Annotated in this window: 24 protein-coding genes; 8 read left to right on the top strand and 16 right to left on the bottom strand. The window is 41.4% G+C overall.

Going from position 1 to position 23,518, the window contains the following annotated elements; all coding sequences use genetic code 11:
• Positions 1 to 83: 83 nt before the first annotated feature.
• A complete protein-coding gene (locus tag QUG14_RS19560) occupies positions 84 to 653 on the bottom strand; it encodes a TetR/AcrR family transcriptional regulator (protein WP_289344189.1) in 570 nt (189 codons plus the stop codon).
• Between the two features lie 216 nt (positions 654 to 869).
• On the opposite strand from QUG14_RS19560, the gene QUG14_RS19555 reads away from it, so the two are divergent.
• Positions 870 to 1,007, top strand: coding sequence for a hypothetical protein (locus QUG14_RS19555; RefSeq protein ID WP_289342110.1), 138 nt, complete (start codon positions 870 to 872; stop codon positions 1,005 to 1,007).
• A 191-nt stretch (positions 1,008 to 1,198) separates the two neighbouring features.
• Here the strand turns inward: QUG14_RS19555 and QUG14_RS19550 are convergent, their stop codons facing one another.
• Complete coding sequence (locus tag QUG14_RS19550) at positions 1,199 to 1,735, bottom strand: DUF5683 domain-containing protein (RefSeq protein ID WP_289342109.1); 537 nt, start codon at positions 1,733 to 1,735, stop codon at positions 1,199 to 1,201.
• Positions 1,736 to 1,939: 204 nt separating this feature from the next.
• On the opposite strand from QUG14_RS19550, the gene QUG14_RS19545 reads away from it, so the two are divergent.
• From QUG14_RS19545 to QUG14_RS19530, 4 genes are all read left to right on the top strand, one after another.
• Entirely contained in the window at positions 1,940 to 2,083 is a 144-nt protein-coding gene (locus tag QUG14_RS19545; protein ID WP_289342108.1) for a hypothetical protein, read from the top strand.
• A 180-nt stretch (positions 2,084 to 2,263) separates the two neighbouring features.
• Entirely contained in the window at positions 2,264 to 3,895 is a 1,632-nt protein-coding gene (locus QUG14_RS19540) for an SWIM zinc finger family protein (RefSeq protein WP_289342107.1), read from the top strand.
• A gap of 276 nt (positions 3,896 to 4,171) precedes the next feature.
• Complete coding sequence (locus QUG14_RS19535; RefSeq protein WP_289342106.1) at positions 4,172 to 7,072, top strand: DEAD/DEAH box helicase; 2,901 nt, start codon at positions 4,172 to 4,174, stop codon at positions 7,070 to 7,072.
• 139 nt (positions 7,073 to 7,211) lie between these two features.
• Complete coding sequence (locus tag QUG14_RS19530; RefSeq protein ID WP_289342105.1) at positions 7,212 to 7,787, top strand: CBO0543 family protein; 576 nt, start codon at positions 7,212 to 7,214, stop codon at positions 7,785 to 7,787.
• Between the two features lie 36 nt (positions 7,788 to 7,823).
• Here the strand turns inward: QUG14_RS19530 and QUG14_RS19525 are convergent, their stop codons facing one another.
• The 5 genes from QUG14_RS19525 to QUG14_RS19505 form a co-directional block, all read right to left on the bottom strand.
• Entirely contained in the window at positions 7,824 to 8,885 is a 1,062-nt protein-coding gene (locus tag QUG14_RS19525) for a 3D domain-containing protein (RefSeq protein ID WP_289342104.1), read from the bottom strand.
• Between the two features lie 414 nt (positions 8,886 to 9,299).
• Positions 9,300 to 9,521, bottom strand: a complete 222-nt coding sequence (locus QUG14_RS19520) for a DUF3951 domain-containing protein (protein WP_353961078.1) — start codon at positions 9,519 to 9,521, stop codon at positions 9,300 to 9,302.
• Between the two features lie 100 nt (positions 9,522 to 9,621).
• Complete coding sequence (locus QUG14_RS19515) at positions 9,622 to 10,017, bottom strand: hypothetical protein (RefSeq protein WP_289342103.1); 396 nt, start codon at positions 10,015 to 10,017, stop codon at positions 9,622 to 9,624.
• 425 nt (positions 10,018 to 10,442) lie between these two features.
• Positions 10,443 to 10,712: a hypothetical protein gene (locus QUG14_RS19510; RefSeq protein WP_289342102.1), complete on the bottom strand. Its 270-nt coding sequence runs from the start codon at positions 10,710 to 10,712 to the stop codon at positions 10,443 to 10,445.
• Positions 10,709 to 11,095 carry a single-stranded DNA-binding protein gene (locus tag QUG14_RS19505; RefSeq protein ID WP_289342101.1) on the bottom strand — a complete coding sequence of 129 codons (387 nt, stop codon included), beginning with the start codon at positions 11,093 to 11,095 and terminating at the stop codon, positions 10,709 to 10,711. Before QUG14_RS19505 ends, QUG14_RS19510 begins: the two co-directional genes overlap by 4 nt.
• 260 nt (positions 11,096 to 11,355) lie before the next feature.
• Here QUG14_RS19505 and QUG14_RS19500 point away from each other — a divergent pair, with 260 nt between their 5' ends.
• A complete protein-coding gene (locus QUG14_RS19500) occupies positions 11,356 to 11,787 on the top strand; it encodes a YwpF family protein (RefSeq protein ID WP_289342100.1) in 432 nt (143 codons plus the stop codon).
• 35 nt (positions 11,788 to 11,822) lie between these two features.
• Here the strand turns inward: QUG14_RS19500 and QUG14_RS19495 are convergent, their stop codons facing one another.
• The 5 genes from QUG14_RS19495 to spoIIID all read right to left on the bottom strand — a co-directional run bounded on the left by QUG14_RS19495 (position 11,823) and on the right by spoIIID (position 14,937).
• Positions 11,823 to 12,197, bottom strand: coding sequence for a hypothetical protein (locus QUG14_RS19495; RefSeq protein WP_289342099.1), 375 nt, complete (start codon positions 12,195 to 12,197; stop codon positions 11,823 to 11,825).
• A gap of 111 nt (positions 12,198 to 12,308) precedes the next feature.
• Entirely contained in the window at positions 12,309 to 12,734 is a 426-nt protein-coding gene (gene fabZ, locus QUG14_RS19490; RefSeq protein WP_289342098.1) for a 3-hydroxyacyl-ACP dehydratase FabZ, read from the bottom strand.
• An 85-nt stretch (positions 12,735 to 12,819) separates the two neighbouring features.
• On the bottom strand, positions 12,820 to 13,155 hold the full coding sequence (locus QUG14_RS19485; RefSeq protein WP_289342097.1) for a DNA-directed RNA polymerase subunit beta: 336 nt from the start codon (positions 13,153 to 13,155) through the stop codon (positions 12,820 to 12,822).
• Between the two features lie 249 nt (positions 13,156 to 13,404).
• On the bottom strand, positions 13,405 to 14,406 hold the full coding sequence (gene mreB / locus QUG14_RS19480; protein WP_251635935.1) for a rod shape-determining protein: 1,002 nt from the start codon (positions 14,404 to 14,406) through the stop codon (positions 13,405 to 13,407).
• 258 nt (positions 14,407 to 14,664) lie between these two features.
• Complete coding sequence (gene spoIIID, locus QUG14_RS19475; RefSeq protein WP_007086083.1) at positions 14,665 to 14,937, bottom strand: sporulation transcriptional regulator SpoIIID; 273 nt, start codon at positions 14,935 to 14,937, stop codon at positions 14,665 to 14,667.
• A 502-nt stretch (positions 14,938 to 15,439) separates the two neighbouring features.
• Between spoIIID and QUG14_RS19470 the strand changes: the two genes are divergently transcribed.
• Both QUG14_RS19470 and QUG14_RS19465 read left to right on the top strand, forming a co-directional pair.
• Complete coding sequence (locus QUG14_RS19470) at positions 15,440 to 15,784, top strand: MGMT family protein (RefSeq protein WP_289342096.1); 345 nt, start codon at positions 15,440 to 15,442, stop codon at positions 15,782 to 15,784.
• A gap of 313 nt (positions 15,785 to 16,097) precedes the next feature.
• Positions 16,098 to 19,187: a rhamnogalacturonan lyase family protein gene (locus tag QUG14_RS19465; RefSeq protein WP_289342095.1), complete on the top strand. Its 3,090-nt coding sequence runs from the start codon at positions 16,098 to 16,100 to the stop codon at positions 19,185 to 19,187.
• Between the two features lie 37 nt (positions 19,188 to 19,224).
• On the opposite strand, the gene QUG14_RS19460 is transcribed toward QUG14_RS19465, so the two are convergent.
• From QUG14_RS19460 to spoIIQ, 4 genes are all read right to left on the bottom strand, one after another.
• The gene (locus QUG14_RS19460) at positions 19,225 to 19,671 is read right to left on the bottom strand and encodes a hypothetical protein (RefSeq protein WP_289342094.1); all 447 of its coding nucleotides are present in this window, start codon (positions 19,669 to 19,671) and stop codon (positions 19,225 to 19,227) included.
• 17 nt (positions 19,672 to 19,688) lie between these two features.
• Positions 19,689 to 20,453 (bottom strand): hypothetical protein, encoded by a 765-nt coding sequence (locus tag QUG14_RS19455; protein ID WP_289342093.1) that lies wholly within the window; start codon positions 20,451 to 20,453, stop codon positions 19,689 to 19,691.
• Positions 20,454 to 20,554: 101 nt separating this feature from the next.
• Positions 20,555 to 22,543: a penicillin-binding transpeptidase domain-containing protein gene (locus QUG14_RS19450; protein WP_289342092.1), complete on the bottom strand. Its 1,989-nt coding sequence runs from the start codon at positions 22,541 to 22,543 to the stop codon at positions 20,555 to 20,557.
• 83 nt (positions 22,544 to 22,626) lie between these two features.
• A complete protein-coding gene (spoIIQ, locus tag QUG14_RS19445) occupies positions 22,627 to 23,484 on the bottom strand; it encodes a stage II sporulation protein SpoIIQ (RefSeq protein ID WP_289342091.1) in 858 nt (285 codons plus the stop codon).
• Positions 23,485 to 23,518 lie beyond the last annotated feature (34 nt).

Raw genomic sequence — 23,518 nt, 5'->3', positions numbered from 1 at the left:
ACTGTTTTATTCAATTAGTCATTTTTCGACTAAATTAATGACCATTTCATTCAAATGGTCAGTTTTTCTTAAAAATAAAAGACTTATTCGTTTAACAAGCCTTTTAGTAGATACAGTTCAAATAGCTTTGTTATTTCTTCTTTTTTTAATGGTGGATGGTTCCTTTGCCAGTCATTCACCAATGAAAAGTACATCTTCAGCATCACAAAGGCCGTGACCTCCGGATCACAAGCTTTGATTTCACCCTTATCAATTGCTTTTTGAATGATGACTTTCATGTATTGTATGATGGATTGCTCCACCCTTTGCATGGCTTCGACAACGATTTGCGTGCCCATATCGCGCTCTTCCTGAATCAGTTTAATCGTCAATTGATGCGATTCCCGAAATTCATGGACCCGTACTAACACCCTGTTTACATTTTCAAGAATGGATGTTGACTCATCCATCGCACTTTCTACTTCGAAACGAATATCCGTGATCAGCGAATTGATGATTTCATCAAATAGTTCTTCCTTTGTTTTAAAAAAGGTATAGATTGTCCCCTTTCCTACATTGGCTAACTTCGCAACCTGATCCATCGTCGTTGCTTTATAGCCATATAAAGAAAAAGACTTAGCAGCCGCCTCGATGATTAACTTCTTCCGATCAATTACTGCCACAAACACTCACCTCACTTTTTAAGAAACTGACTAAAAAACTAATTTGGTCATTTACACAAAAAGTACTATATCATAGCCATTTACTAAAAGCAACCTGCATGAAATATTTTTCCTGCGAATTTTGTCAAGCGGTTTTATGGAACTAATTTCCAATTTCTAACGTCTAAATGAGTAGAGACAAAAAGGAAACAACTGGGGGACCATTCGATGAAAAGAGTTTTAATTGCATTGTTTATTGCGCTTGTTTTGTTTTGTGCTACAGGGGGGTTAGAGCGGTTCGCTAAGGATGTAGAGACACATGAACAAGGGGTTACCGAAGAATCTGAGGCAGCAATACAATTATGATAAAAATTTTATCAGTCCCGGTCATGCCGGGGCTGGTTTTTGCGTTGACCGCCGTGACAAATTCTCTGTTGTGGACATACCTTGTATGGGACAAGACGATGTTACTGGATTGTAGAAATATATTCTGCCCAAAGGACCCGTTGGGGCGAGAAACTGATGAACTTGAAAATGGCCTACCTCCAATAATTCTTCTAGATCAATGCTTTTGCTGCCTTTCTTTTTCGATAAAATGTTTTTTCCAGATAGTTCCCAAGAATACCAAGCAACAGGCCGAAGGAAAGTCCGCTAAAAACAGGCAGATTCAAGATACTAAGAACCTTAAATTGGTTAAAAAATGCAAAATCATGCCAAAACAGTCCAAGATCCATGCCCAATACCAAACCAATGAAGAAACCAGTATAGTAGCTTCTTTGTTTCATCGTACTGCCGAGGGCTTTGGCATTGTGTGACTTTGCTGCATTAAACGCCTGCCAGATTGCAAAAGCATATAAAGAGGGGTAAAACATTCCCCATCTGTAATCAATCACACTGTGTGCTCTGTCGAAATCGCCCGTAAATGAGTATACGAGTGCTAGATTTAGGTTTGAGTATAAATTAATAAGAAATTCAAAGCCAATCAATACGAAACCAATGATGTAATCTTTGTTGTAAAATTGTCCAAATCCCGGTAAAACCATGGACCACACTGCTGCTGCATATGGGGATTTATACTCAGTTCTCAGTCTCATTGTGCTCATCCTCTCTTACCCATATATTATCTTTTCCACACCACTTTGTGGGGGTTTTATGTAAAGATTCACAGAATTTGGTATTTTGGTTATAGCAGAATAATAAGCAATCGGTTAAATGGAACCATACAATTTTTGTATGTATAAGAGAATGATAGATTGGTAAGAATGAGGATAGAAAGTAATATTAAGGGGGAACGTATAATGGAAGAATCTAAATTGCTATTATCACAATTTGCTAATGAAGAAGGCTTCGAACTCACAAAATATCTCAATCACTTGTTTGAATATGTTTCACAACAAATTGGACAAACAACTACGGTCAAAACGGAAGCGGACAACACCTAAAATCCAGGCATCTGAAAAATGCCTGGATTTTTTTATATGGCACGTAAAAAGCTGTTTTGAAAACACATTTATTTTAAAAAATGCCTGCTTTGAATAGAAATCCCTTTTTCTCTCCTCTAATGGCCAATTTTTGGGTATAATATAGGAATATGGATTTTTCTAATAAAGGGGGTCGTGGCTTTGGGGTCAACGACTGCTAATGACCGGATTGAACTTCTCGCTGAGGAGATTAAAGATTTGCTGCATCCGCATGCTGCAGATGATGTTAAACTCGTTCAAAAGGGTTTAATGCTATTCCGGCAAGGGATGGTCAAGCAATTACAAATATGGAATGCCCAAATTACCGCTATGGTACAGGACGTGACGCCTTGCTATGTGAAATTAAATTTTGCACGTTTGTCGTCTAGCAGCTGTACATGCCCAAACGAGGGATTGTGCCGCCATCAGATGGCTGTGTTTTTTGCTGCTTATTCGAGGGTGGGCAGTGTCGCTGATTGGGTTACTGAGTGGCGGGAACCGATGAAAGAAAAGAATGACGTAGCAAACTGGGGACTCCAAAAGGCAAAAGATTTGATTAAGGCGAACGGGGTGATGAAGCCTGATTACCGGCGCTGGGTTGAATCCTTCGAAGTGAGTTTCGATACGATTCTGAATTCAAAAAAATATTCGAGCCCTTTTATTATTGCTGAGCTTTTCAACATTTACGAACGGCGGATTAAGGCGAGCTCTCCTGTCGAGCAAGAATGGCGCCTGCTATATGAGATGGTCGGGATTGTTGTATCGTTTAAAAAGCTTGCCGTGCTGACAGAAGAATCAGGATTTGCTGAGGACGTTGTCAGGCGCGCCTATCTCTCTGTATTCCATAATTTAATCGAGGATGCAGACGAGCTCGTGTTGAAAATTGGTTATCAATCGCTGCCGTTTGACTTCGACGAGTTTATTTTACAATTAAAGGACGAAGTGTTTGAACTGTTAACCGCGTCAACAGGATTGGAACAGGAACGGGTCTATCTTTACCGGCTGCTCTGGACAAACCTTTTTAAAAAGAAAGAATGGCGTGAGCAAGAAATCTTACGGATTAATGATCGACTGAAGTCCTTAAAGGAATGGGAGAATCCGACTCCGCTCATGATTGCTGGAATACATATTAGCTTTTTGCAACAAAAGGATGAATTAGCATTAGATTTAATTAGTAAAATCGACGATAAAGTCATCACACCTTATCTGCTCCATTGGATCGACCTATTGTCACAGACGAAAACGTGGAAACGTGTTGGACCGCTAATCGAAGTGTTTACCGCCAAATTGAAAGGCTATTTGGATTTTTTGCAGACCTATCATTCCTGTGCTTCCTTTACCCGCTCGGCACTTAAGGCAATTAGCCCGTATGTGTCTGAAAACGGGAAAGTAGAATTGTACGAACGCACGATGCTGGCGACATTGCCATACAGTTATACAGAATATGAATTTATGCTCTTTGAGCGCAAGCAGTACGACAAATGGGGAGACCTCCAGGCGTTTATGGGCTGGAACTTCCATGACCTGCCAAGAGAGCGCGTCAAGGTGATTGAAAAGGAAAAACCAGAAGTGCTGCTTGGCATGCTGCATCAATCTGCGCTAAACGAAATCAATCAAAAAAATCGTTCCAGCTACAAAGCAGCCGTCCGGCACCTAAAAAAACTGCGGACCCTATACAAAAAACTAAAACGAGTCGACGACTGGCAATACTACCTCGACACCCTAATGGACAAAACCAAAAGACTCCGCGCCTTCCACGAAGAATGCAAACGGAGCAAACTCATAGAAGAATAAAGGGTTTGGTGACAATATAGCGGTGAAAACAATGTGGTGCCCAATGTGGTGCCTGTCACCGCTCGTGGACAGTGTCTTTCTGTGGTGACAGGCACCGCCCGTGGACACTGTCCACCTCAGGCGGACAGTTGGATGCGGTGAAAGGCACTGTCTATGGTTTTGTACATTTTTTGTGGGGTTTTGTACACTTAGACATTATCTGGAAATTCAAAACCCGAAATCCAATCCAAAATCTAAAATTTAGTCCCCCACTCAACAAAAAGGAGTTACATTACGATGCTGAAAACTAGATTTATTAAGCTTCTGACAATTAAATTGGAGGATGGGCGCTATTTTTTGGCTGCAGAGGATGAGCATGGGGATGGTTTGCCTCCTTCTGAATGGAAGAATGTGTTATTCAGCCGTCATGATGAGAGCTTTTTTGGCACGCTCCTGGAGACGGAATCTGTGGGTGGCATAGATGGTGTCGTCGTTACCGGCTGGCACCTTGTCTCTCTTTTTGCAAAGGAGTCTTTCAATCGATTTATTGACTGGGACTGGAGTGACCAATCGGAAATTTGTTTAGCAGCCGCTCACGCCCTTCATGAAGGGATTCTCGAGAAAGACTGGCTTCCGGACTTTACGGTTTGGGAGAACGGCGAGTTCCGTTGGCAGCTCCCTGTTCGGGTTGTAGATGAGTTCGACCCTTCCTTTTGGGATCAGGAAGTCGATCCAAATGAGGAAGCATCTGAAACCGTCCAACAATTTATTTCCGATTTATACGATGATGCGCTAGATGCCTACCTAACAAGAAACTCTTCCATGAAGGAGTTGTTCGGTCCAAAGCTAGCCTTGCTTAGAAAACAAAATATTTCTGGTGCTGAACTGGCAAGGTATTTTGATGAGGATAGCTGGCTTGAATGGGTTGGTATTAAGGAAAGCGACACTCCTTTCACCATCGGTCTGAAATTAGAAGAACCGCTTGATGGTGAAGGTCCTTGGAATCTTGATGTCTTTTTACGCGCAAAGAAAAATATCGATGATGTTTATAGCTTAGAAGCCAAACTTCCTGCACGGTGGAAACCATTTTTAGAGAGAGTTGACACTGAACAAGGGCGCTGGGCTAGGCTAATCCCCTGGCTAAGTGAGGACGGAATGACATTGAAGTCCGGGCTTACAGAGGAAGAAGCATGGATGTTTTTGACTGAGGCCAGTGAAACTCTAGTCGCTTTGGACGTTGAAATTCTTCTCCCATCCTGGTGGCAGGCAATGAAGAATGCCAATTTGAAAGTAAAAGCAGCCTTAAAAGGATCCTCCAGCCACCGCCCTTCTTTTGTTGGGCTGCAGGCAATGCTTGATTTCAACTGGCGCTTTTCCATGAATGGAGTCGACCTTTCCGAGGATGAATTCAGTCAACTTGTTGAAGAAAAACGACGACTGGTGTTTATTCGCGGCCGCTGGGTAAAGCTCGACCCAGGCTTTATCCGACAAATTCAGGATCTGATGAAGCGTGCTGAGAAAGAGGGCTTACACGTAAGAGATTTGCTTGAGCAAGAACTCATTGAGACTCCTCCAACGGAAGATGAACTCGAAAATCCGAAAGCCTTTGCCCGCATTCAAATTGAATTGAACAGTCAGTGGAAAAAAATGATTAAACAGCTTTCTGAAGCGAATGAGATCCCATTGGAAGTGGTTCCAACTGGTCTTCAAGGAGAACTTCGCCCTTATCAACAACTGGGAATGAGTTGGCTCTGGTTCCTGCGTCAATATGGATTTGGTGCTGTCCTCGCAGATGACATGGGGCTTGGAAAAACAGTGCAACTAATCGCGTACCTCTTGAAGGTGAAGGAAGAAATCGGCGCAATCCCTTCTTCGGTGACAGTCACCGAAGAAGGTTCAGGTACCAAAGGCACTACGTCTGAAAAAACCCCTGTTAAGGCGGCTTTGATTATTTGTCCGACCTCTGTGCTGGGTAACTGGCAAAAGGAGTTGGAACGTTTTGCTCCAGAGATGAATGTGTATTTGCATTATGGTTCTAACCGATTGAAAGAAGAGGATTTTAAGGAAAAGATTAAGGATGCCGATGTTGTCCTGACTTCGTATGGGTTAAGCCATATGGATTCAGAGGAGTTCGAGTCCATTCTGTGGAGTTCGATTTCAATTGACGAGGCACAGAATATTAAAAATGCTGGAACGAAGCAGTCAAAGGCGGTACGCAGGCTGCGTGGGGGCCATCATATTGCCTTAACGGGTACGCCAATGGAAAACCGATTATCTGAGTTGTGGTCGATATTTGATTTTACCAATCATGGCTATCTAGGTAGCTTAGGACAATTTCAGAAAAAGTTTGTTATTCCGATTGAAAAGGATGAGAAAAGGGAAAAAGTCAATGAACTTCAGTCTTTAATCCGTCCATTCCTGTTGCGAAGGACGAAGAAGGATGAAGAAGTTGCCCTCAACCTCCCTGATAAACAGGAGCAAAAAGAATACTGTCCGCTTACAACCGAGCAGGCTTCCTTGTACGAGCAGCTCGTCCGCGATACGTTTGCTGAAATTGAAAAGTTGTCTGGATTTGAGCGCAAGGGATTAATCCTGCAAATGCTCAGCCGTTTAAAACAACTGTGCAATCATCCTGCACTCTATCTGAAGGAAAAATCACTCGAAAGACAGTTGCTCGATCGCTCGAATAAATTGGAAAAGCTTGTTGATCTCGTTGATGCTGTATTGGATTCAGGGGAAAGTTGTCTCATTTTTACGCAATATATCGAAATGGGAGAAATGATTCGTTCGACCATCAAGAAGAAGTTTGGTGTCGAGGTGCCTTTCCTAAACGGAAGTGTACCAAAAACACAGCGTGACGACATGATTGAGAGGTTCCAAAACCAGGAGTTCCCTGTGTTCTTACTATCTTTGAAAGCGGGAGGAACCGGGCTGAACCTAACGGCAGCCAACCACGTTATCCACTATGACCGCTGGTGGAACCCAGCAGTTGAGAACCAAGCTACAGACAGAGCGTACCGGATCGGCCAATCCCGCTTCGTACACGTACACAAACTCATCTGCACCGGCACACTCGAAGAAAAAATCGACGCCATGCTAGAGAAAAAACAACACCTAAACGACCAAATCATCCAAAGCGAAAACTGGATCACCGAACTCTCCACAGACGAGCTCAAAGATTTAGTGTATCTAGGGTAGTTGGTGCATTTAGGATAAATTGGATAATTATACATTGATGTATAAACGGTGACAGGCACCGCGCGTGGTTATAAACGTATACAATTTGCAGTGGGCTAAATACTAGTTGTATAAACGTAATAAGTTCTGGAGTTGTCAAATGGCCACTAAGGAAGAAGTTGTAAAACTAATTGATAGTAACCAAAATCAGATTGAACAGTTGATTGATAAGAAGATTCAAATTTGGTTGGACCATGTACTGTTTTCTGGTTTGTGGTGGATGGGTGTGGCATTATCTATTATTCCTTGGATTCTATGGTTTGTTATTAGGAAAAGGGATAGTACGGACCGCCTGCTTTATATTGCCTTTTATGTCATGTCCATTGCGGTTGTATTAGACATCTTAGGTGATCAGTTGGGGCTTTGGCATTACCACTATCATGTCATTCCTGTGCTGCCCACCTACTTTCCTTGGGATATTACCTTAATGCCTTTAGCCATACTTGTATTACTGCAAATAAAACCTGCCATTAATCCTTGGTATAAGGCTATCTTTTTTGCCCTTCTATCTTCTTATGGGGGAGAACCATTTTTTGACTGGTTAGGTGTATATGTACCTACAAATTGGCGCTATAGTTATTCCGTTCCCATCCAAATTGCTATTTATATGAGCGCATATTATCTTAGCAGGCGAAATCGTTTCGCAAGCTTATCTAATGATAAAAAAGAGATCTAACATTTTTTGTAATGTCAGATCTCTTTTTTTCATCTATTAGTTTAAAACGACGATTTTAACTGTTTTTCTGCCCCATGCGATAGCATGTGCATTGTTTGGCATTAATACATCAATTTTATGGCCTTTAATCGCACCGCCGGTATCACCAGCAATTGCCACGCCATATCCTTCTACCCAGACTTTTGATCCTAGTGGAATAACAGATGGATCAACCGCAATTAATTTCATATTTGGATTTTCTTTAATATTATAGCCCATGTACGTAATACTTCCTGCAGATTGCCAACTGTATGCGGTTGCAGTGACATACATTTCAACGCCTGTTGGTGCTGGAGTTGAAGGTGTTGAAGGTGCGCTTGCAGCTGCAATGGTGCTCGCTGCTGCTTGTTCTTGACGAACCTTTTCTTGTGCAGCGTTTAACTCTGCTTGAATACCTGCCATTTGTTGGTCAACTTGGCTGTATTTTTGTTGCATTGCGGTTAAGGATTCTTGTCTCTTTTGTAAATTAAGATTAAGTTCAGCTTGCTGTTTTACAAGGTTTTCTCTTTCAACTGCCAAATTTTCTTCTTGCTTAGCAATTTCTTTTTTATCTTCTTCAATTTGTTTAAGGTCATTTTCCTGATCAGTGATAATATCATTATCTGCGCTAATTAGAGTAGAAACCGCACTCGCACGTTGAATAAGATCTGCCACGCTTTTTGATTCTAAGATTACATTAATCACTACATTCAGCTTGTCATCTTCTTGTAATGCCACTAATCTATTTTTCATAACATCCTTACGGTTATGAATTTTATCCTGAAGGACCACAATTTCCTCTTTTTTCTTCTCAATCATTTCTTGAGTTGCAGCGATTCTCTTTTGAGTTTCAGCCATCGCTTCTCTATTTTGGGTTATATAAGATTGTAAAGATTCCATCTCTTTTTTAATCTTTTCAATTTCATTGTTAATAGAGTTCTTCTCATTTGCCTTTTGTTCAAGCTCTTGCTCCACACTATGTAAAGCTTCCTTACTTGATTGTGCATGTGCCACAACGGTACCTGACACCAATATTACGCATGTTAGAACCATGAAAATCATACGCCTTAAAAGTTGCATACGGTTTCCCCCTTCTCTATTAATCTATTTATACCATGAAAATGTACCAGTAATATTACAAAAATATTAAAACTCTATCACAATTTGTCATATAACAGAGGAAAACAATGTAAACAGATGTATAATATAGGCGTTTTCCTCGGTGCCTGTCACCACTCGTGGACATTTTGCCCTTTTTGTCCGTGTGGAGTGGACAGTCGTGTTGTAATTGTAATATTACGCGATTTGATAGCTTCACTTGTAGGGGAATAGCACGCGCAAAGAAACGGGAAACAGGTTAATTTAGGAGTGTTTTTGTCTAAAATGTGAAATAATTAGTGTAATCTTAAGTTAGCTAATTATGTGTCCGAACGCTTAAACAGGAAAAGGGTTTCGGAATCACCGAAACCCTTAATTTTGCTATAAAATTCACTGTTATGTTTTATATTTGTTTTGCTTTTCCCCATCGCCCTGGTCCTCATCCTCAGCGATTACCTCATGCTCTTGGTGGAAAACGATTGGTGATTGCCCTGTAATTTCATCAAATGGTGTGTAATTCGCGGTAATATTTTTCTTTAATACAAACATCCTGAAAAATCCAATTAATACAATGATAAAAATAACCAAAGGCAAGCCAACTGCAGCAAGATTTAGCATATTTATCGCTTTCACCCCATTTATTAAGTTCGTTCTAATTATATCTGACTTCCACTACTTTTTAGAAGTTTGGTGGAAAGTTCTTTACATAAATTTTTATCTAGATCTCCAACTTCTCCCTAGCAGTCAAAACCCTCGGCTCTATTTTCTCTCTGTTTTTAATTCTTTTTCTTCCTGGAAGCATTAGAATGGCGACTTTGTCGTCTTCCATTACCGCAAAACTCGTGAAGATTTCGTAGGCATCTTCCTCGGAAAGCTGTTTCTCTCCTTCGATCAATTGTAGTGACAGGTGGTGACATTTAAATTGTGAGTTATTTTCACGGATGTGGAAGGTAACTCGTGATTGGTGTAGAGGAATAGAATGGTAGGACAGGTTTGAAGATAGATGGTGGGACTTTTTAGAGAGTATTAGGGCATCGTGGAACTCTGGTTTTCCTTTGATATACATCTCCAAGTAACTCGGTCGTTCTCCAATAAATATGAGTGAGTTTGGCAATAAAATGACCTCCCAAAAGACAATTAATTACATCAACATATATTATTCGACAATAATTTCATTACTCCTTTTTTCCTTCGAAATTAAGGCAAGTAAAAAACATAAAAATATCTAAAAAAGTAGGCCGCTGATATATAATCAGCGGCCTTGAAAAATAAAACACAGGGGGTTTTGTACTAGTTTGCCCCGCCCCGGAGTAAATTATTCATAAAAATGGATAAAAAAATTCCGGCGCTATTCGGCCGGAAAATGGGGATTATTTTGGAGGTCTGGTTTTTCTTTAACAAAGGAACCTCTACAATCGGGGGAAAATTTTCAAAAAGGAAATAGGAGCTAATTTTAGTTTCACCAAAAATAATCTGAAATATCTTCGGCTTCGAATGACGTATTTTAAAAAATTATCCAATGATAGCGGTAAACGTTTTTCAAAAATGTACTGAGATATGGTCGTGAATTTCGGATGGTGTGTGTGTATGCGGATGTGTGGGGTAGTTTCTGAAGGGGCCGTCCTTTAACTGCCCTTTCATAATCCATTCTAGCTGGCTGATTCTCTTCTGGAGACTGTCAATGTTTTCGTTCATCTGAATGAGCTGATTTTTTAGGTTATCATTATTCTTATTGGCACGACCGACCATTTTTATTAGACTTTCAAGCAGCTGTTCTAAACTGGTGGCTACATCATCATGACTTGTCAAAATGGCAGCTCCTCCTTGGTAACCGTAACCGTAACCGGCGGCGGCTCTGTTGGCTTATAACTCGGTTTTGCACCCAAGAAACGAATGGACTCGGCCACCACCTCTGTTATATAAACCCTCTTTCCCTCTTTGTTATCATAATGCCGTGTGTGCAGCCTTCCTGTTACACCTACAACCGAGCCCTTCCGGCAATATTGGACCGTATTTTCTGCGGCTTTTTTCCAAATTGTGCACTGAACAAAGTCTGCCTCAATTTCCCCATGCTGATTCCGAAATTGCCGGCTGACAGCCAGTGTCACAGTCGTGACAGGCAGCCCATCCGTGGTCTTTCGCAATTCAGGATCCTTTGTGAGTCTTCCAACAAGTGTGACTTGATTAATCATGCATATTCTCCTCTCCTTTTGATGGCTTAATCATAGACCCTCGGCAGCCTTACTGTAAAACGAGTAAATCTTAATTATCGAAGTGCCTTTTGCCCCAAATTCTTAGTTTCTCCCATGCAAAAAAACAGTTTGGAAGACCTATTCTTGAACATAAGGCTAAATTGCAAAATGCGACAAATATTTTTCGACATTTGTTTCTATTCCTATTATGTTATAATTTAGAAAAAGTGTTCGAGAATCGATAACCGGAGGTCATGCAGATGAAAACCTTTAAGTTAGTCGCTTTGGAAGTGGTTGATGGTGGAGATACCGTGGAAATTCCATTAGAAGATGGATTAATTATCAATAAAGAGAACGAACGAGCCAGCTGGCTGCTTGAAGCCTATACAGATTTATCCCTTTATGACTACTTCAAAAGTATTCACGAGCAAAGCCGTGAAGTGATAGTACAAGCGGTCATTTCGAAGCGCGAAAACACTCCTGCCTATTTCCAAACTAGAATTGCTTCGCTTCACAAATTTGAAAAGCATATGAGTGTTCTGTTCGAAGGTCAATTGCGCCGAAACAGAAGTGATTATTCGGAGCTGTTGCTCGATAGCCTGCTTGAAAAGGGCCTTGGCGGTCAGGCTCTGCTGGAAGAATTTAAAGATAAAATGAAAAGTAAACCGAAATTGAAAATAAAACATGATTAATAAAAGGGCAGGCCGCTATAGCCTGCCCTACATTTTTATTCGTCCCTGTTATCACGGTCGTTCATATCACGGTCGTCTTCGATGATGTCTTCACGATTGGTATTTCTGTCTCTGATCATGTCTTTGTCGGTATCGGTGTTACGGTCGTTGTTGTTATAACGAGTATTTCTGTTGTTTAACCCGTTATTGTTGTTGTCATTGTCATTGTCGTTAAAACGAGTGTTGGTGTTGTTTAAGCCATCATCACCGTTGTTGTCACCATCCAAGTTGTTATCGTCGTCAAGTGGAGTATCCACTTCGTCGTTAACTGGCGGCGGCGGATTTTGATCATCATCATTATTATTACAACCTGCTAACATAAGCGCTGATAGGACAGTACTTGCTAACAATAAAAACAGCTTTTTCTTCAAACGTAAAAGCCCCTTTCCATGAGAAAAATATTGACCTCTTAACTGGTCTTATGTTATTTTCCCCAAGTTTTTTAGGACTATTACAAAAAAAATAACCGGAAGATTTTCCGACTATTTTCCTAATGCAAACGTGATTTCAGCTTCGCAGGCGACTTCGCCATCAACGGTTGCTACTGCTTTCCCTTTTCCAATAGGTCCGCGCAAACGTACGATTTCGACTTCAAGTCGCAACTGATCGCCTGGTTTCACTTGTTTTTTGAAACGGCAGCTGTCAATTCCAGCAAAAAATGCCAGTTTGCCACGATTTTCTTCCTTTTTCAATACCGCCACAGCGCCAACCTGCGCAAGTGCCTCAACGATTAGCACACCTGGCATTACCGGATAGTCAGGAAAATGACCATTGAAAAACTCTTCATTTGCTGTCACGTTTTTAATTCCAACAGCCTTAACGCCTTCTTCTACTTCTAAAATTTTATCTACAAGCAAAAACGGATAACGATGGGGAATAATTTCTTTAATTTGTGTCACATCTAACATAATTAGTACCTCCTCATAGGAACAGATATATACATTTTACTATTAAAACTACACAAAAAGGAAGGGCTTGTACGCCCTTCCTCGTTTATTTTTTTTCAACTAGATCAATAATATGAGTCCAGGTAGATCCTTTAAGCACATCTCCTGCACTTCCATTTCCGAGTACTCCGTAACCAACCGCGGCACCTGCGAGCATAAAAACCCCTGTGAGAACGATCAACAGGACAATTCTAAGCCAAATTGGGATAAGACGGATCCGAATACGCTTCTTAGCATACTCCGCTTTCTGGGCTTTTGCAGCACTTTGGACTTTAGAAGTTTTCCCGTTCGTCGTCCCTACTACAGACTTATTGCGCTCATCTTCTTTTCCTTTTTTAAACTCTTCCCTCGTCTTCACCTGGTTTAGATGATTTACTGACATCTCTTTATTCCCCTTTTTACCCGAAATCCATCGATCGTTACTGGACATTTAGTTTGCCCAATCTTCTGCTGTTTTTTCATTTTACCTAATATTATACTCTATTTTATAAAATTATTTGAAAATAGATATCATTTTTTGCATAAAAAAGTATTTCCATGGCAAAAAGTGGCGAAATTTATGTGACAAAAAAACAAAAAAGCCCAATGATTTGAGGTCATTAGACTTTTAAAAGGTAAGATGTCCTACCTGTTATCCAAGTTTTCTTTTTGCAATCCGGTCGATGTTGTCTAACATGATTCCTGTACCAATCGCTACGCAGTCCATTGGATTTTCGGCCACTAGTACCGGCACTTTTAATTCATCTGCAAGCAATGCGTCGATTCCGTGCAGGAGAGCCCCGCCGCCTGTTAAGATAACGCCGCGGTCGATGATGTCAGCTGATAGTTCTGGCGGTGTGCGCTCAAGCACGCTCTTTGCCGCTTGAACGATAACAGCCACAGACTCGCGTAACGCACCTTCGATTTCTTCTGAACGAACGGTAATCGTGCGCGGTAACCCGCTGACCATATCACGTCCGCGAATTTCCATTTCTTCCGAGCGTGATCCTGGAAACACCGTTCCAATGTTGATTTTAATATTCTCAGATGTACGTTCACCGATCAATAACTTGTACTCACGCTTGATGTAATTGAGGATTTCCATGTCGAACTTGTCGCCGGCCATTTTTATCGAAGAGGAAGTAACAATATCGCCCATTGAAAGGACCGCTACATCCGTCGTTCCGCCGCCGATGTCGACAACCATGTTACCGCTTGGCTGGAAAATTTCCATTCCCGCGCCAATCGCTGCCACTTTCGGCTCCTCTTCTAGGTAAATCTTCTTACCGCCGCTTTTTTCCGCCGCTTCTCTAATTGCTTTTTGCTCAACGCTTGTGATGTTCGTTGGACAGCAAATCAAAATTCGCGGTTTCGATAAAAAGCCTTTCACGTTAAGCTTATTAATAAAATGTTTTAACATTGCTTCTGTTACGTCAAAGTCAGCGATAACTCCATCTTTCAATGGGCGGATCGCGACAATATTTCCAGGTGTACGTCCGACCATGCGGCGAGCTTCCTCACCAACTGCCAGAACACGATTCGTATTTTTGTCTATTGCAACCACAGAAGGCTCATTCAATACAATTCCACGGCCTTTTACGTGAATTAATACGTTAGCCGTTCCCAAATCAATCCCAATATCTCTAGCAAACATTCTCTTTTCTTTCCTCCTTGAAACGGTCATACTTTCCTAATTGTTAATAATACCATATTCCTTAAAATTTCCATACTTTTTACACAAAAAACGTAGAAATTTGTCGGAAAAAATGTAGTAAAAAGAGAATGCTGCTTTTTAACCATTAAAAATGGCCCTTTCCCCGACTTCCTTAGAATGCACAAGAAGTCATTTGAAAATGGCCATTTCAAAACATTTTTTCTTTTGCCGCAAGAGAGTCCTTCGCAAAAGGTGCGCCTATTTAACAGCCTCACCTTCTTTTTCTTCCTTCTGGTACTTCATTTTGGTTGCTTCTCCACCCCGGAGATGTCTGATCGATTTATGATAATCTAGAATTTCTTTTACTTCATTTGCCAGCTCTGGATTTATTTCAGGAAGTCTCTCTGTTAAATCTTTATGGACAGTACTTTTGGATACGCCAAACTCCTTCGCTATTACACGAACCGTTTTTCTCGTTTCCACGATATACTTTCCAATCTTGATAGTTCTCTCTTTGATGTAATCGTGCACACCACTCGCCCTCCCTAAATTGGATGTGAGAAGTGCGAAATGAGACCCGCTTATCACTAAGACGAAATACTGCAACCGCATGCTGCATAAACTAAGCTAACCCTCATGCGCCAGAAAGTACTGCTACCCTCTGCTCATACAATGAATAATCATGTCCCCAACTGAATCCACAAAAGCCTCAAACGACTCTTCACCTCAAACACTCTCTTTGTAAAGGTTTGTATCCATTTTATTAGCTTGGATACGGGAATATGCACGAAATATCCAATAAGGACAAGGCTTCTTGTTAATTTTTAGAAAAATCAGACATCAACACGCTTCGCAACCGTGAAATCGACAAAATGGCAAAAAGGCTGTAAACCGCTATAAATAAGGATTTTAAAAAAAAAAAGAAACCCGCTCAGAGTAGTTTTTTGATAAATTTGTCGGTAGCAAATGTCGAATGAAAATTTTCAAAAAAATAATATATAATAGATTCAACAAGATTGAGAGGAATCAAACTATGCAGCCGTTCACAGAAAAAGTCATAGAAATTATTAAAAATATACCTGCTGGCAAAGTCATGACCTACGGACAAATAGCAAGGGAAGCGGGAAGTCCTCGTGCTGCCAGGCAGGTGGTCCGCGCCTTGCATTCGATGAGCAGGAAACATCGCCTTCCTTGGCACCGTGTCGTAAATGCTCAGGGTCAAATCGCCCTCCAAGACGACGAATCCTACCAAGAGCAATTGTTTTCGCTCGAAAGCGAAGGTGTCGAAATTGGACTTGGGGGAAAAATTGACTTAACCAAATATCAGTTTCACCCAGCCAGTGAGACTACTTTTTCCATAAAAAATGAACACAACTGACCGCAGGACTTTAGTCCCACTGAATAATTTTCACAACGTTCAAAAGTCTGAATTGAAATCGTTTTCAAAAAATTACGACTTCGAAAAAAAAGTCCAAAAACATGGACAAAGCCTTATGATTCAAGGCCTTTTTTTTTGCAAAAATGTGTTCTAGACGGTTTGTCCCAAGAGGCGCTAGTATTTTTAGTAACACAAAGACCACTATGTTCCGAAACCTCAGGACAGGCGAAACTACTGCCCTTTTTTGTATCCGTTTTCACTGTTTATGAAGATATTCGGCGTGGTCATTTATATTAAAGGAGTGAAGTAAAACGTGGGGAAAAGTAAAAGAAAAAAGAAAGTCTTAGCAAGTGCTTTATCACTAGGTCTCGTTTTTTCAAGTCTTCCATATGCTGCAGCTGCCGTTACACCTGTTGACGGCTACAATTTGGCAGATGGCTCTGACTTTGAAGAAAACAATCTATGGGGCTTTACGGCTGCAAATTCAACTGTTTCTATTAATGAGGGTGATGTTAAAGGAAACTCGACCGATAAACTTCAATACACCATCGTGAATGCATCTGGCGGCCGTGTTGCCACAAAGAATTTAGAAACTGCCGTTAAAGGAAAAGACATTCTTGTCAAACTAGACTGGTACCCTGGTAAAAACAATGATAAAGGCTCACGACAGTTTGAAAATTCTGGTGAACTTCGAATTATGGATAACACTGGAAACACTATTTTTACATTAAACAATACCAATACCGAAGCGATCGAGTATTTCGCGGGCAGCCAAGCCCCTGCCCAAACCTTCATCACCAACCAGGAGGCTTGGTACGAAGTCAGTGTTCACTTTGATTTAATCAAAAATCAAGCTGTTTTAACACTAAAGGACAAAGCATCCGGTGAATCACAAGAATACACTTCTTCCCTAGAAGGCGTTGCGTTTGACGGCTCTGTTAAGACCGTAAAGCTGGTCGGAATTCGGACATCAGGAAATAACCACTCATGGACTACATACCTTGACAACTTTGGCGTCTACAATGTGCCGATTCCTAGTAATACCATTTCAAAAGTAGATCCATTACGCTACCACCAAGTCTATGTTAATGAAACTACTTCTGATCTAACTTCCATCGGCTTGCCTAAAACGGTAACCGTCACGCTTGCTGATAATAGTAAGAAAGAAGTAGCTGTAAGTGAGTGGAGAACAGTTGGGAAAGAATGGAATCCGGAAAGTACAGGTGTATATGAGTTTAAAGGTACCCTTGCACAAACGGAAGGAATCGACAACAGCTTTAACCGCGAAGCTACACTTTATGTCTACAATCGCCTGACTCCTCCGGGAACAGAAAGACAAACCGAATGGCTGGATCGAGGCGTGGTTGCTCTTAAAGCCGAAAATGGAAACTTTGTCAGTTGGCGTTTACTTGCCGATGAATATGCGATAGATGTGACTTTTAATGTCTACCGCAATGGCGAAAAATTAAACTCTGACGCTCTAAGTGTCACAAACTATCAGGATGCAGAAGGTTCAGCGAACGATACGTACACAGTAGAAACCTTAGTGAATGGCAAATCTGTTGAGAAAAATGATGTAAAAGCATTAGGTGAAGATTATCTATCGATTCCAATGCAAAAGCCTGAGGGCGGAACAACCGCTACCGGCAATTACGAATACACCGTGAATGATTCTAGTGTTGGCGACTTAGATGGTGATGGCGAACTCGAAGTCATTGTCAAATGGTATCCAACCAACGCGATTGATAGTTCGCAAACAGGAATGACAGGCCCGACGATTTTTGACGCCTATAAATTAGACGGAACACTATTATGGCGTATCGATATGGGACTAAACTTGACTTCTGGTGCCCATTATCATCAATTTGTCGTAGCTGATTTTGACGGCAATGGAAAAAGTGATTTCCTTATCAAAACAGCTGATGGGACAACTTCCTATGGTGCAACAGATGGCAAGTTCGATAGCAGTAAGGTTCTAAGTCAGATTGGTAATCCCGAAGACAATGGAAAATGGTTAGCGGAAAATGGTCACGTAATTGGCGGACCTGAGTATATCTCTGTCTTCAACGGCGAAACAGGAGAAGTCATTGATACGATTGATTATGCATTCCCGCTTGGTGACGACAAAGGCGCTTCATGGGGCGATACGTGGCAGAACCGCTCTGACCGTTTCCTAGCCGGTTTAGCGTATCTAGACGGTAAAACGCCAAGTGCCATTTATGGCCGAGGCTATTATGAACGAACAAGCTTTGTTGCCTATAGTGTTAAAAATGGAAAGCTGGTTGAAGAATGGACATTTGATTCGAACGAGGCTGGCACTGGTAAAAGCTTAGGAAACCACAATCTTGCAACAGCAGACATCGATAATGATGGTTTCGATGAAATCATTGCTGGTAGTTTAACGCTTGATCATGATGGCAGCATCATTTATGCCATGGACGGAAAAATGCAGCGCGAAACGGGATCACATGGTGATGCGCTACATGTCGGTGCTTTTGATCCTGACCGTGAAGGACTCCAAGTATTTGGCGTTCATGAGGTACCTGCGGTTGCCTCGCTAGAATTACACGATGCTGCAACAGGTGAAACGTTGATGTCGTATTTTGGCTCTGTTGATGCAGGTCGAGGTGTGGCTGCCAACATAAGTTCTCAGCCAGGTTATGAATTCTGGGGCTGGGGCGGCGACACCGTTGAAACAGGCGGCGGTATCTACAATGTTCAAGGTAAGGTAGTCGCTGACAGTTCTCGAGATGCTGGCCTTTCTGCAAACTTTGCCCTTTATTGGGATGGCGACCTGCAGCATGAATTACTTGATAACACGTCAATTTCAGAGTACAACGAAACAACGGGTAAAACTGAACTGGTAAAAGCTTTCGAAGGTGTTCATAGCAGTAATGGAACAAAAGCCACTCCAACGCTGCAGGGTGATATTGTGGGTGACTGGCGTGAAGAGGTTCTCCTGCCAACAAATGACGATACAGAACTTCGAGTATTCAGCACAACCGTTCCAACGGAGTACCGACTGTATACCCTCATGCACGATGATGTTTATCGCAATGGAATAGCATGGCAGAACACAGCCTACAACCAGCCGCCTCACATCGGCTTCTACCTAGGTGAAGATGTCCGAGAAGAAGTCCTCGCAGGGAATTTGCAGGCACCAGGTGTAGACTATACGGCTAGTGTTCAATCTATGAAACATACGGTTATTCTTGAGACAAAAGCATCTGTCTTAAAAAATAGCCTGGATCAAGTGCAGCACATGTTAAAGGATGGAAAAACCAAGCAGGCAGTGAAACACATGGAAGATTTCAAAAAGCATCTTACGAACTCCAATGTGGAAGAAGGTCTGAAAGCTAAATTACTTTCAGATGCGGACCAATTAATCGCTGGTTGGAAATAAAAACAAGGGTAGGCTGTTTTTCGCAGTCTACCCTTCGCTATATTTTCGTAAGACCCAATGCAAAATGGTCCCATAATATTTGTTCAACCTTCTCCCATTTATGCTCATCACAACGAACCATAAGGACAATTTCTGACGTGATGTTATTACTACCTCTTTGAGATTTTCGTAGCAGAATTATTTTAATGAGAAATCCTAAAAGCAATCCTGAAAGTGCCCCAATGATTCCCCACAGAATCGGTCCCCATTCCAATACATACCCATATATGGCTCCGAGCAGCATCAAACAGGTGCCAAGAATCGCAGGTCCGTCAAAGAGGCTGAATCCGTCTGATTTATGAATTGTATCGAATAAACCTCTTAATTCCTTCCGCTTATCAAGCGGAGCAGCCAATATCAGTTCTTTCGAGATTCCTTGTTGTTCCAGTTCGGTTATCGCTAACTCGATATAAAGGGAATTCTCAAACGTAGCAATGACAAACATCCACTCCACCCACTTCTTTAAAAAGGAAAGATGAACTCTTTCTTTTGATAATGTTCTCGTAAAAATTTCTTCATTTCTTTTTCAAAAAGACGATTGTAATCAATCGTTGAACTATAGGCATCGAACAGAATAAAAAAATAGATGGAAGGCAGGTAAAGGACCCATTGCATGTTTACTGCCTCTTTCGCTTGAGCGAATTTACCAAGCATGGTGTAGTGGATTCCTGCTGGAACATGGCCATAATACATAATCGCAACCGTGTAGGCAAAGATGAAAAATCCGGCAATCACTTTATGGGTATAAAGATGGCCTAACCCCGGGAATAAGGCGGACCAAGCAACGGCGACCCAGGGTTTACGCTTATCCATAAAATTTATATCCCAAGCACCCATTGCATTTGGCCGGATGGAGGCGTCCTCACGATCCGCTAATATACATTGCTTATTTAAGTCTACCGTTGTCCGGTAACTATCCCAGATTCCAAACATATAGATTCCTACATAGAGCATGAGCCATCGTTCATCCATAACTTCCTTTGCTTTGCTAAAATCGCCCGTAAGCGTATAGAGTATTCCAAGATTTACATTCGCCTTGCCATTAATAAACATTTCCCAAAGGATTAGAATAAACCCTGCGACATAACGGTGCAGCATTAAGTGGCCAAATCCTGGATACGAAAACGCAAAAAATGCGACAACCCATGGGTTTTTTATCTGAAGAACAGATGTTGTAAACTGAGATAAATGTGCCCTGTATCTACGTGCTTGTTGATATTGGTTCAATTTGGCTCTCAATCCTTTTTATTTGTATTTTTTCTCATTCTAGTTTAAATATCCTTGCGCTAACAAAAAAACAGAAACCATCAACTGGTTTCTGTTTTGTTTTATTTTATTTGCATATACACATTTTTCACTTTCTTAACTGGTATTTGAGAGCCGCCTCTGCCAAGGACATTTTCGACCATCATGGCAATCATCACATTCGGTGTGTTTGTGTTATAGGCAATAAACCAGCCGTTTTCAATTCCTTTTTCCCCTTGCTTTTCTTTGATTTCGGCTGTGCCGGTTTTTCCTGATAGCGGATAGTCAGCGATATTGGCAGAATGCGCCGTTCCATCACTGTCACCGACGACCTTTCTAAGAGCCGATGAAACCGTAGTGGCAATTTCAGGTGAGACGACACTCTTCTCACTTTTTTCAGTGTTTTGAATTAAGCTGGGCTTAACCATATTTCCACCGTTTACAAATGGTGTATAGGTCTGCAAAAGGTGAACGATGCCCATTTGAATTTGACCTTGGCCGTAGCCGGAGTCAGCCAGAGAAATCTCTTTATCTAAATTTCCAATTGTTGATTTTTCCAATGGGAATGGATAATCGGATTCCTCTTCAAAGCCAAATTCCTTCAAGGCAGCAGTGAAAGGGTCCTTTCCGATTCCTAAAGCAGTCTGGGCGAAATAAATATTATCGGAGAAGACCATTGCTTTTTCAAGATTCACAGAATTGGCTTCATGCACTCTGGTGACGAAATAATCACCCCATGATGCCCCTTTTTGCCATTTCAACCCGCTAATATTCAGCGTTTGCTCGGTCGTAATGGTATTGTTACTTAGACCGATCGATGCAGTTAACGGCTTGAACACAGAACCTGGTGCGTACGCCTTATTGAATCTGGCTGTCATCGGCTTTTGTGGATGTTCTTGAAGCTGTTTCCACTCATCACTAGAAAAGCCTAGGGTGGCTTGATTTGGGTCAAACGATGGCGAACTGACAAGTGCCAGCGTTTCACCGCTTACCGGGTCTATCGCCGCTCCCGTGCCTGCCTCACCCACAAGTTCATTATATATCTTCATTTGCAGTTCGATATCAATTGTTAGCTTTAGATTTTGACCATCCTCGACTGCTTTTTCAGCGAGAATTTCACTGCTGCCATCAGGCTTTTTAATCGTAATTGTTACACCGCTTTTCCCTTTTAGCTGCTCGTCAAACACTTCCTCGAGCCCTCTTTTACCGATGACGTCTGTACTTGTATAACCTTTATCCTTTACCTTTTCCAGTTCTTCTGCGGTAATCGAGCCAACATAGCCGATTAAATGCGCCGCGGATTCTTTAAATGGATAAATTCGGGCCTCCACCTTTTTGGTTTGCACAGGTTCTAAGGCGATTAATTGAGCGATCCGTTCTTGATCATCCATCGATACCTTTTTTAACGGTACAAACAAGTCTGGCTTCACCCAACTGGCGGTTAGCGCCTTGTTGATTTGCTCGGGTGTCATTTTTAACAGGCTGGACAATTGCTGAATGACAGGTCCTTCCTGCCCCTCCATCTTCCCAGGGACAACGCCCACTTCGAATACCTGGCCGTTATAAGCAAGTGGGTTATCTGCTCGGTCAAAAATTTCCCCGCGCTTTGGCTTCACATTACTGATCCCGATTTTGTCGCCATCTTTCAAATCTGGAAAAATATATGTCGTGTTCCAATCGACATACCAGTTATTGTCTTTGTCACGTTCTTCTTTTTTCATCTTCGCTTTGTGAGTAAATTGGATTTCTCCAGCAATGCTGTTCATGGACGCGGAAAAATCATAGGTGACACTGTCTTGATCTTTAGCCAGTTCTTCTTCTTCTGGTTTTTTGAAAGTTATCTTGAGGTCTGTAATTTGTAGGTCTTCGTAGATTTTTTGGTAGCGGTTGGTGAAGTCTTCCTTTGAGATTACCCCTTTGGAACCTTCTGTAAGGTACTCATACATCTTATCAAACTTTTGTTCATTCCATAGTTTTATGTAGGATTCTAAACGGTCTTCAGGTTTGGGTTCCTTGCTGCAGCCTGCTGCCACCAGCACAAGCAGGATCAGAAACCCTATTATTTTTTTCAAAATACTCCCCCCTTTTCCTTTTATTTTACCATAAAATGCAAAAAAAAGAGGAAGGTAGATTCCCCTTTCCCCTTTGTTCCATATTAAGAGTTTGTTTTATCTTTTGACTCAGAAGATTCATCTTCGGATGGAGCTTTTTCATCATCAGAAGGAGTTTCTTCTTTTGATGGAGCAGACTCATCACTAGCAGGGTCCTCAATCATTTGTTGTTTCGGACTCTTTTTATCTTCTGTATTTTCATCCGCTGCAGTTTCTTCCTGTAAATCACTTACTGGTTTGTTAAAAAACTTCGTTGGATTCACTGGGATACCATCTTTACGGATTTCAAAATGTACATGCGTTCCAGCTTCTTCTTGGTACAAGCTTTGTCCAGCCATGGCAATAACTTGTCCTTGTTTTACTTTGTCGCCAACCTTAACCTTCACATCTTTAACCGATTGATATTGTGTTACAATACCTTTATCGTGTTCAATGACTATCTTATTTCCAAGGAAGGCATCTTCATCCACACTCGTAACTTTTCCACTTAGGGCAGCAACGACATCAAAGGTTTCGCCATCTTTAGATGTGTAGTCAATACCTGTATGCGGCTCATAGTTATTGTTGTAAACTACTAATGCTGCTTCTTGTTTTTCTTCACTTGCGGTGTCATCATAGAACTCCATTTTAACAACTGTATCCAATGGATTCTTGATTGGCATTTTCAAGTTCTCTAAAGCTGAGTTAACCTCAAGTGCTGGAGTATCGTTCTTTTTACCTGTTAGGTCAGAAGACTCGTAATCGTACTTGTCGGTTGCGTTGTCACTGCCTTGGAACCAAAGAACACCTGTCAGAATGATTGCTGCACTTGCAATATAAATGGCTGGAAATACCCAACGCTTTTTGAAAAAGCGTTTAACACTGGAACTTTGAGAAGATCGCTTGTTTTCTTCCTCTCTCATTTTCATCACCTCAGCAATCATTCTGAACAGATAA

This window comes from Neobacillus sp. CF12, assembly GCF_030348765.1.
GTDB lineage: Bacteria > Bacillota > Bacilli > Bacillales > Cytobacillaceae > Neobacillus.
Note: the sequence above shows the minus strand (reverse complement) of the source record. Positions and strands in the feature narration are given on the sequence as shown.

What these genes read in the sequence shown, in the direction of transcription:
- QUG14_RS19555 (WP_289342110.1), top strand. Translation starts at nt 870, where the DNA reads ATGAAAAGAGTTTTAATTGCATTGTTTATTGCGCTTGTTTTGTTTTGT.
- QUG14_RS19550 (WP_289342109.1), bottom strand. Translation starts at nt 1,735, where the DNA reads ATGAGACTGAGAACTGAGTATAAATCCCCATATGCAGCAGCAGTGTGG.
- QUG14_RS19545 (WP_289342108.1), top strand. Translation starts at nt 1,940, where the DNA reads ATGGAAGAATCTAAATTGCTATTATCACAATTTGCTAATGAAGAAGGC.
- QUG14_RS19535 (WP_289342106.1), top strand. Translation starts at nt 4,172, where the DNA reads ATGCTGAAAACTAGATTTATTAAGCTTCTGACAATTAAATTGGAGGAT.
- QUG14_RS19530 (WP_289342105.1), top strand. Translation starts at nt 7,212, where the DNA reads ATGGCCACTAAGGAAGAAGTTGTAAAACTAATTGATAGTAACCAAAAT.
- QUG14_RS19525 (WP_289342104.1), bottom strand. Translation starts at nt 8,885, where the DNA reads ATGCAACTTTTAAGGCGTATGATTTTCATGGTTCTAACATGCGTAATA.
- QUG14_RS19520 (WP_353961078.1), bottom strand. Translation starts at nt 9,521, where the DNA reads ATGCTAAATCTTGCTGCAGTTGGCTTGCCTTTGGTTATTTTTATCATT.
- QUG14_RS19505 (WP_289342101.1), bottom strand. Translation starts at nt 11,095, where the DNA reads ATGATTAATCAAGTCACACTTGTTGGAAGACTCACAAAGGATCCTGAA.
- QUG14_RS19500 (WP_289342100.1), top strand. Translation starts at nt 11,356, where the DNA reads ATGAAAACCTTTAAGTTAGTCGCTTTGGAAGTGGTTGATGGTGGAGAT.
- fabZ (WP_289342098.1), bottom strand. Translation starts at nt 12,734, where the DNA reads ATGTTAGATGTGACACAAATTAAAGAAATTATTCCCCATCGTTATCCG.
- QUG14_RS19485 (WP_289342097.1), bottom strand. Translation starts at nt 13,155, where the DNA reads ATGTCAGTAAATCATCTAAACCAGGTGAAGACGAGGGAAGAGTTTAAA.
- mreB (WP_251635935.1), bottom strand. Translation starts at nt 14,406, where the DNA reads ATGTTTGCTAGAGATATTGGGATTGATTTGGGAACGGCTAACGTATTA.
- QUG14_RS19470 (WP_289342096.1), top strand. Translation starts at nt 15,440, where the DNA reads ATGCAGCCGTTCACAGAAAAAGTCATAGAAATTATTAAAAATATACCT.
- QUG14_RS19460 (WP_289342094.1), bottom strand. Translation starts at nt 19,671, where the DNA reads ATGTTTGTCATTGCTACGTTTGAGAATTCCCTTTATATCGAGTTAGCG.
- spoIIQ (WP_289342091.1), bottom strand. Translation starts at nt 23,484, where the DNA reads ATGAGAGAGGAAGAAAACAAGCGATCTTCTCAAAGTTCCAGTGTTAAA.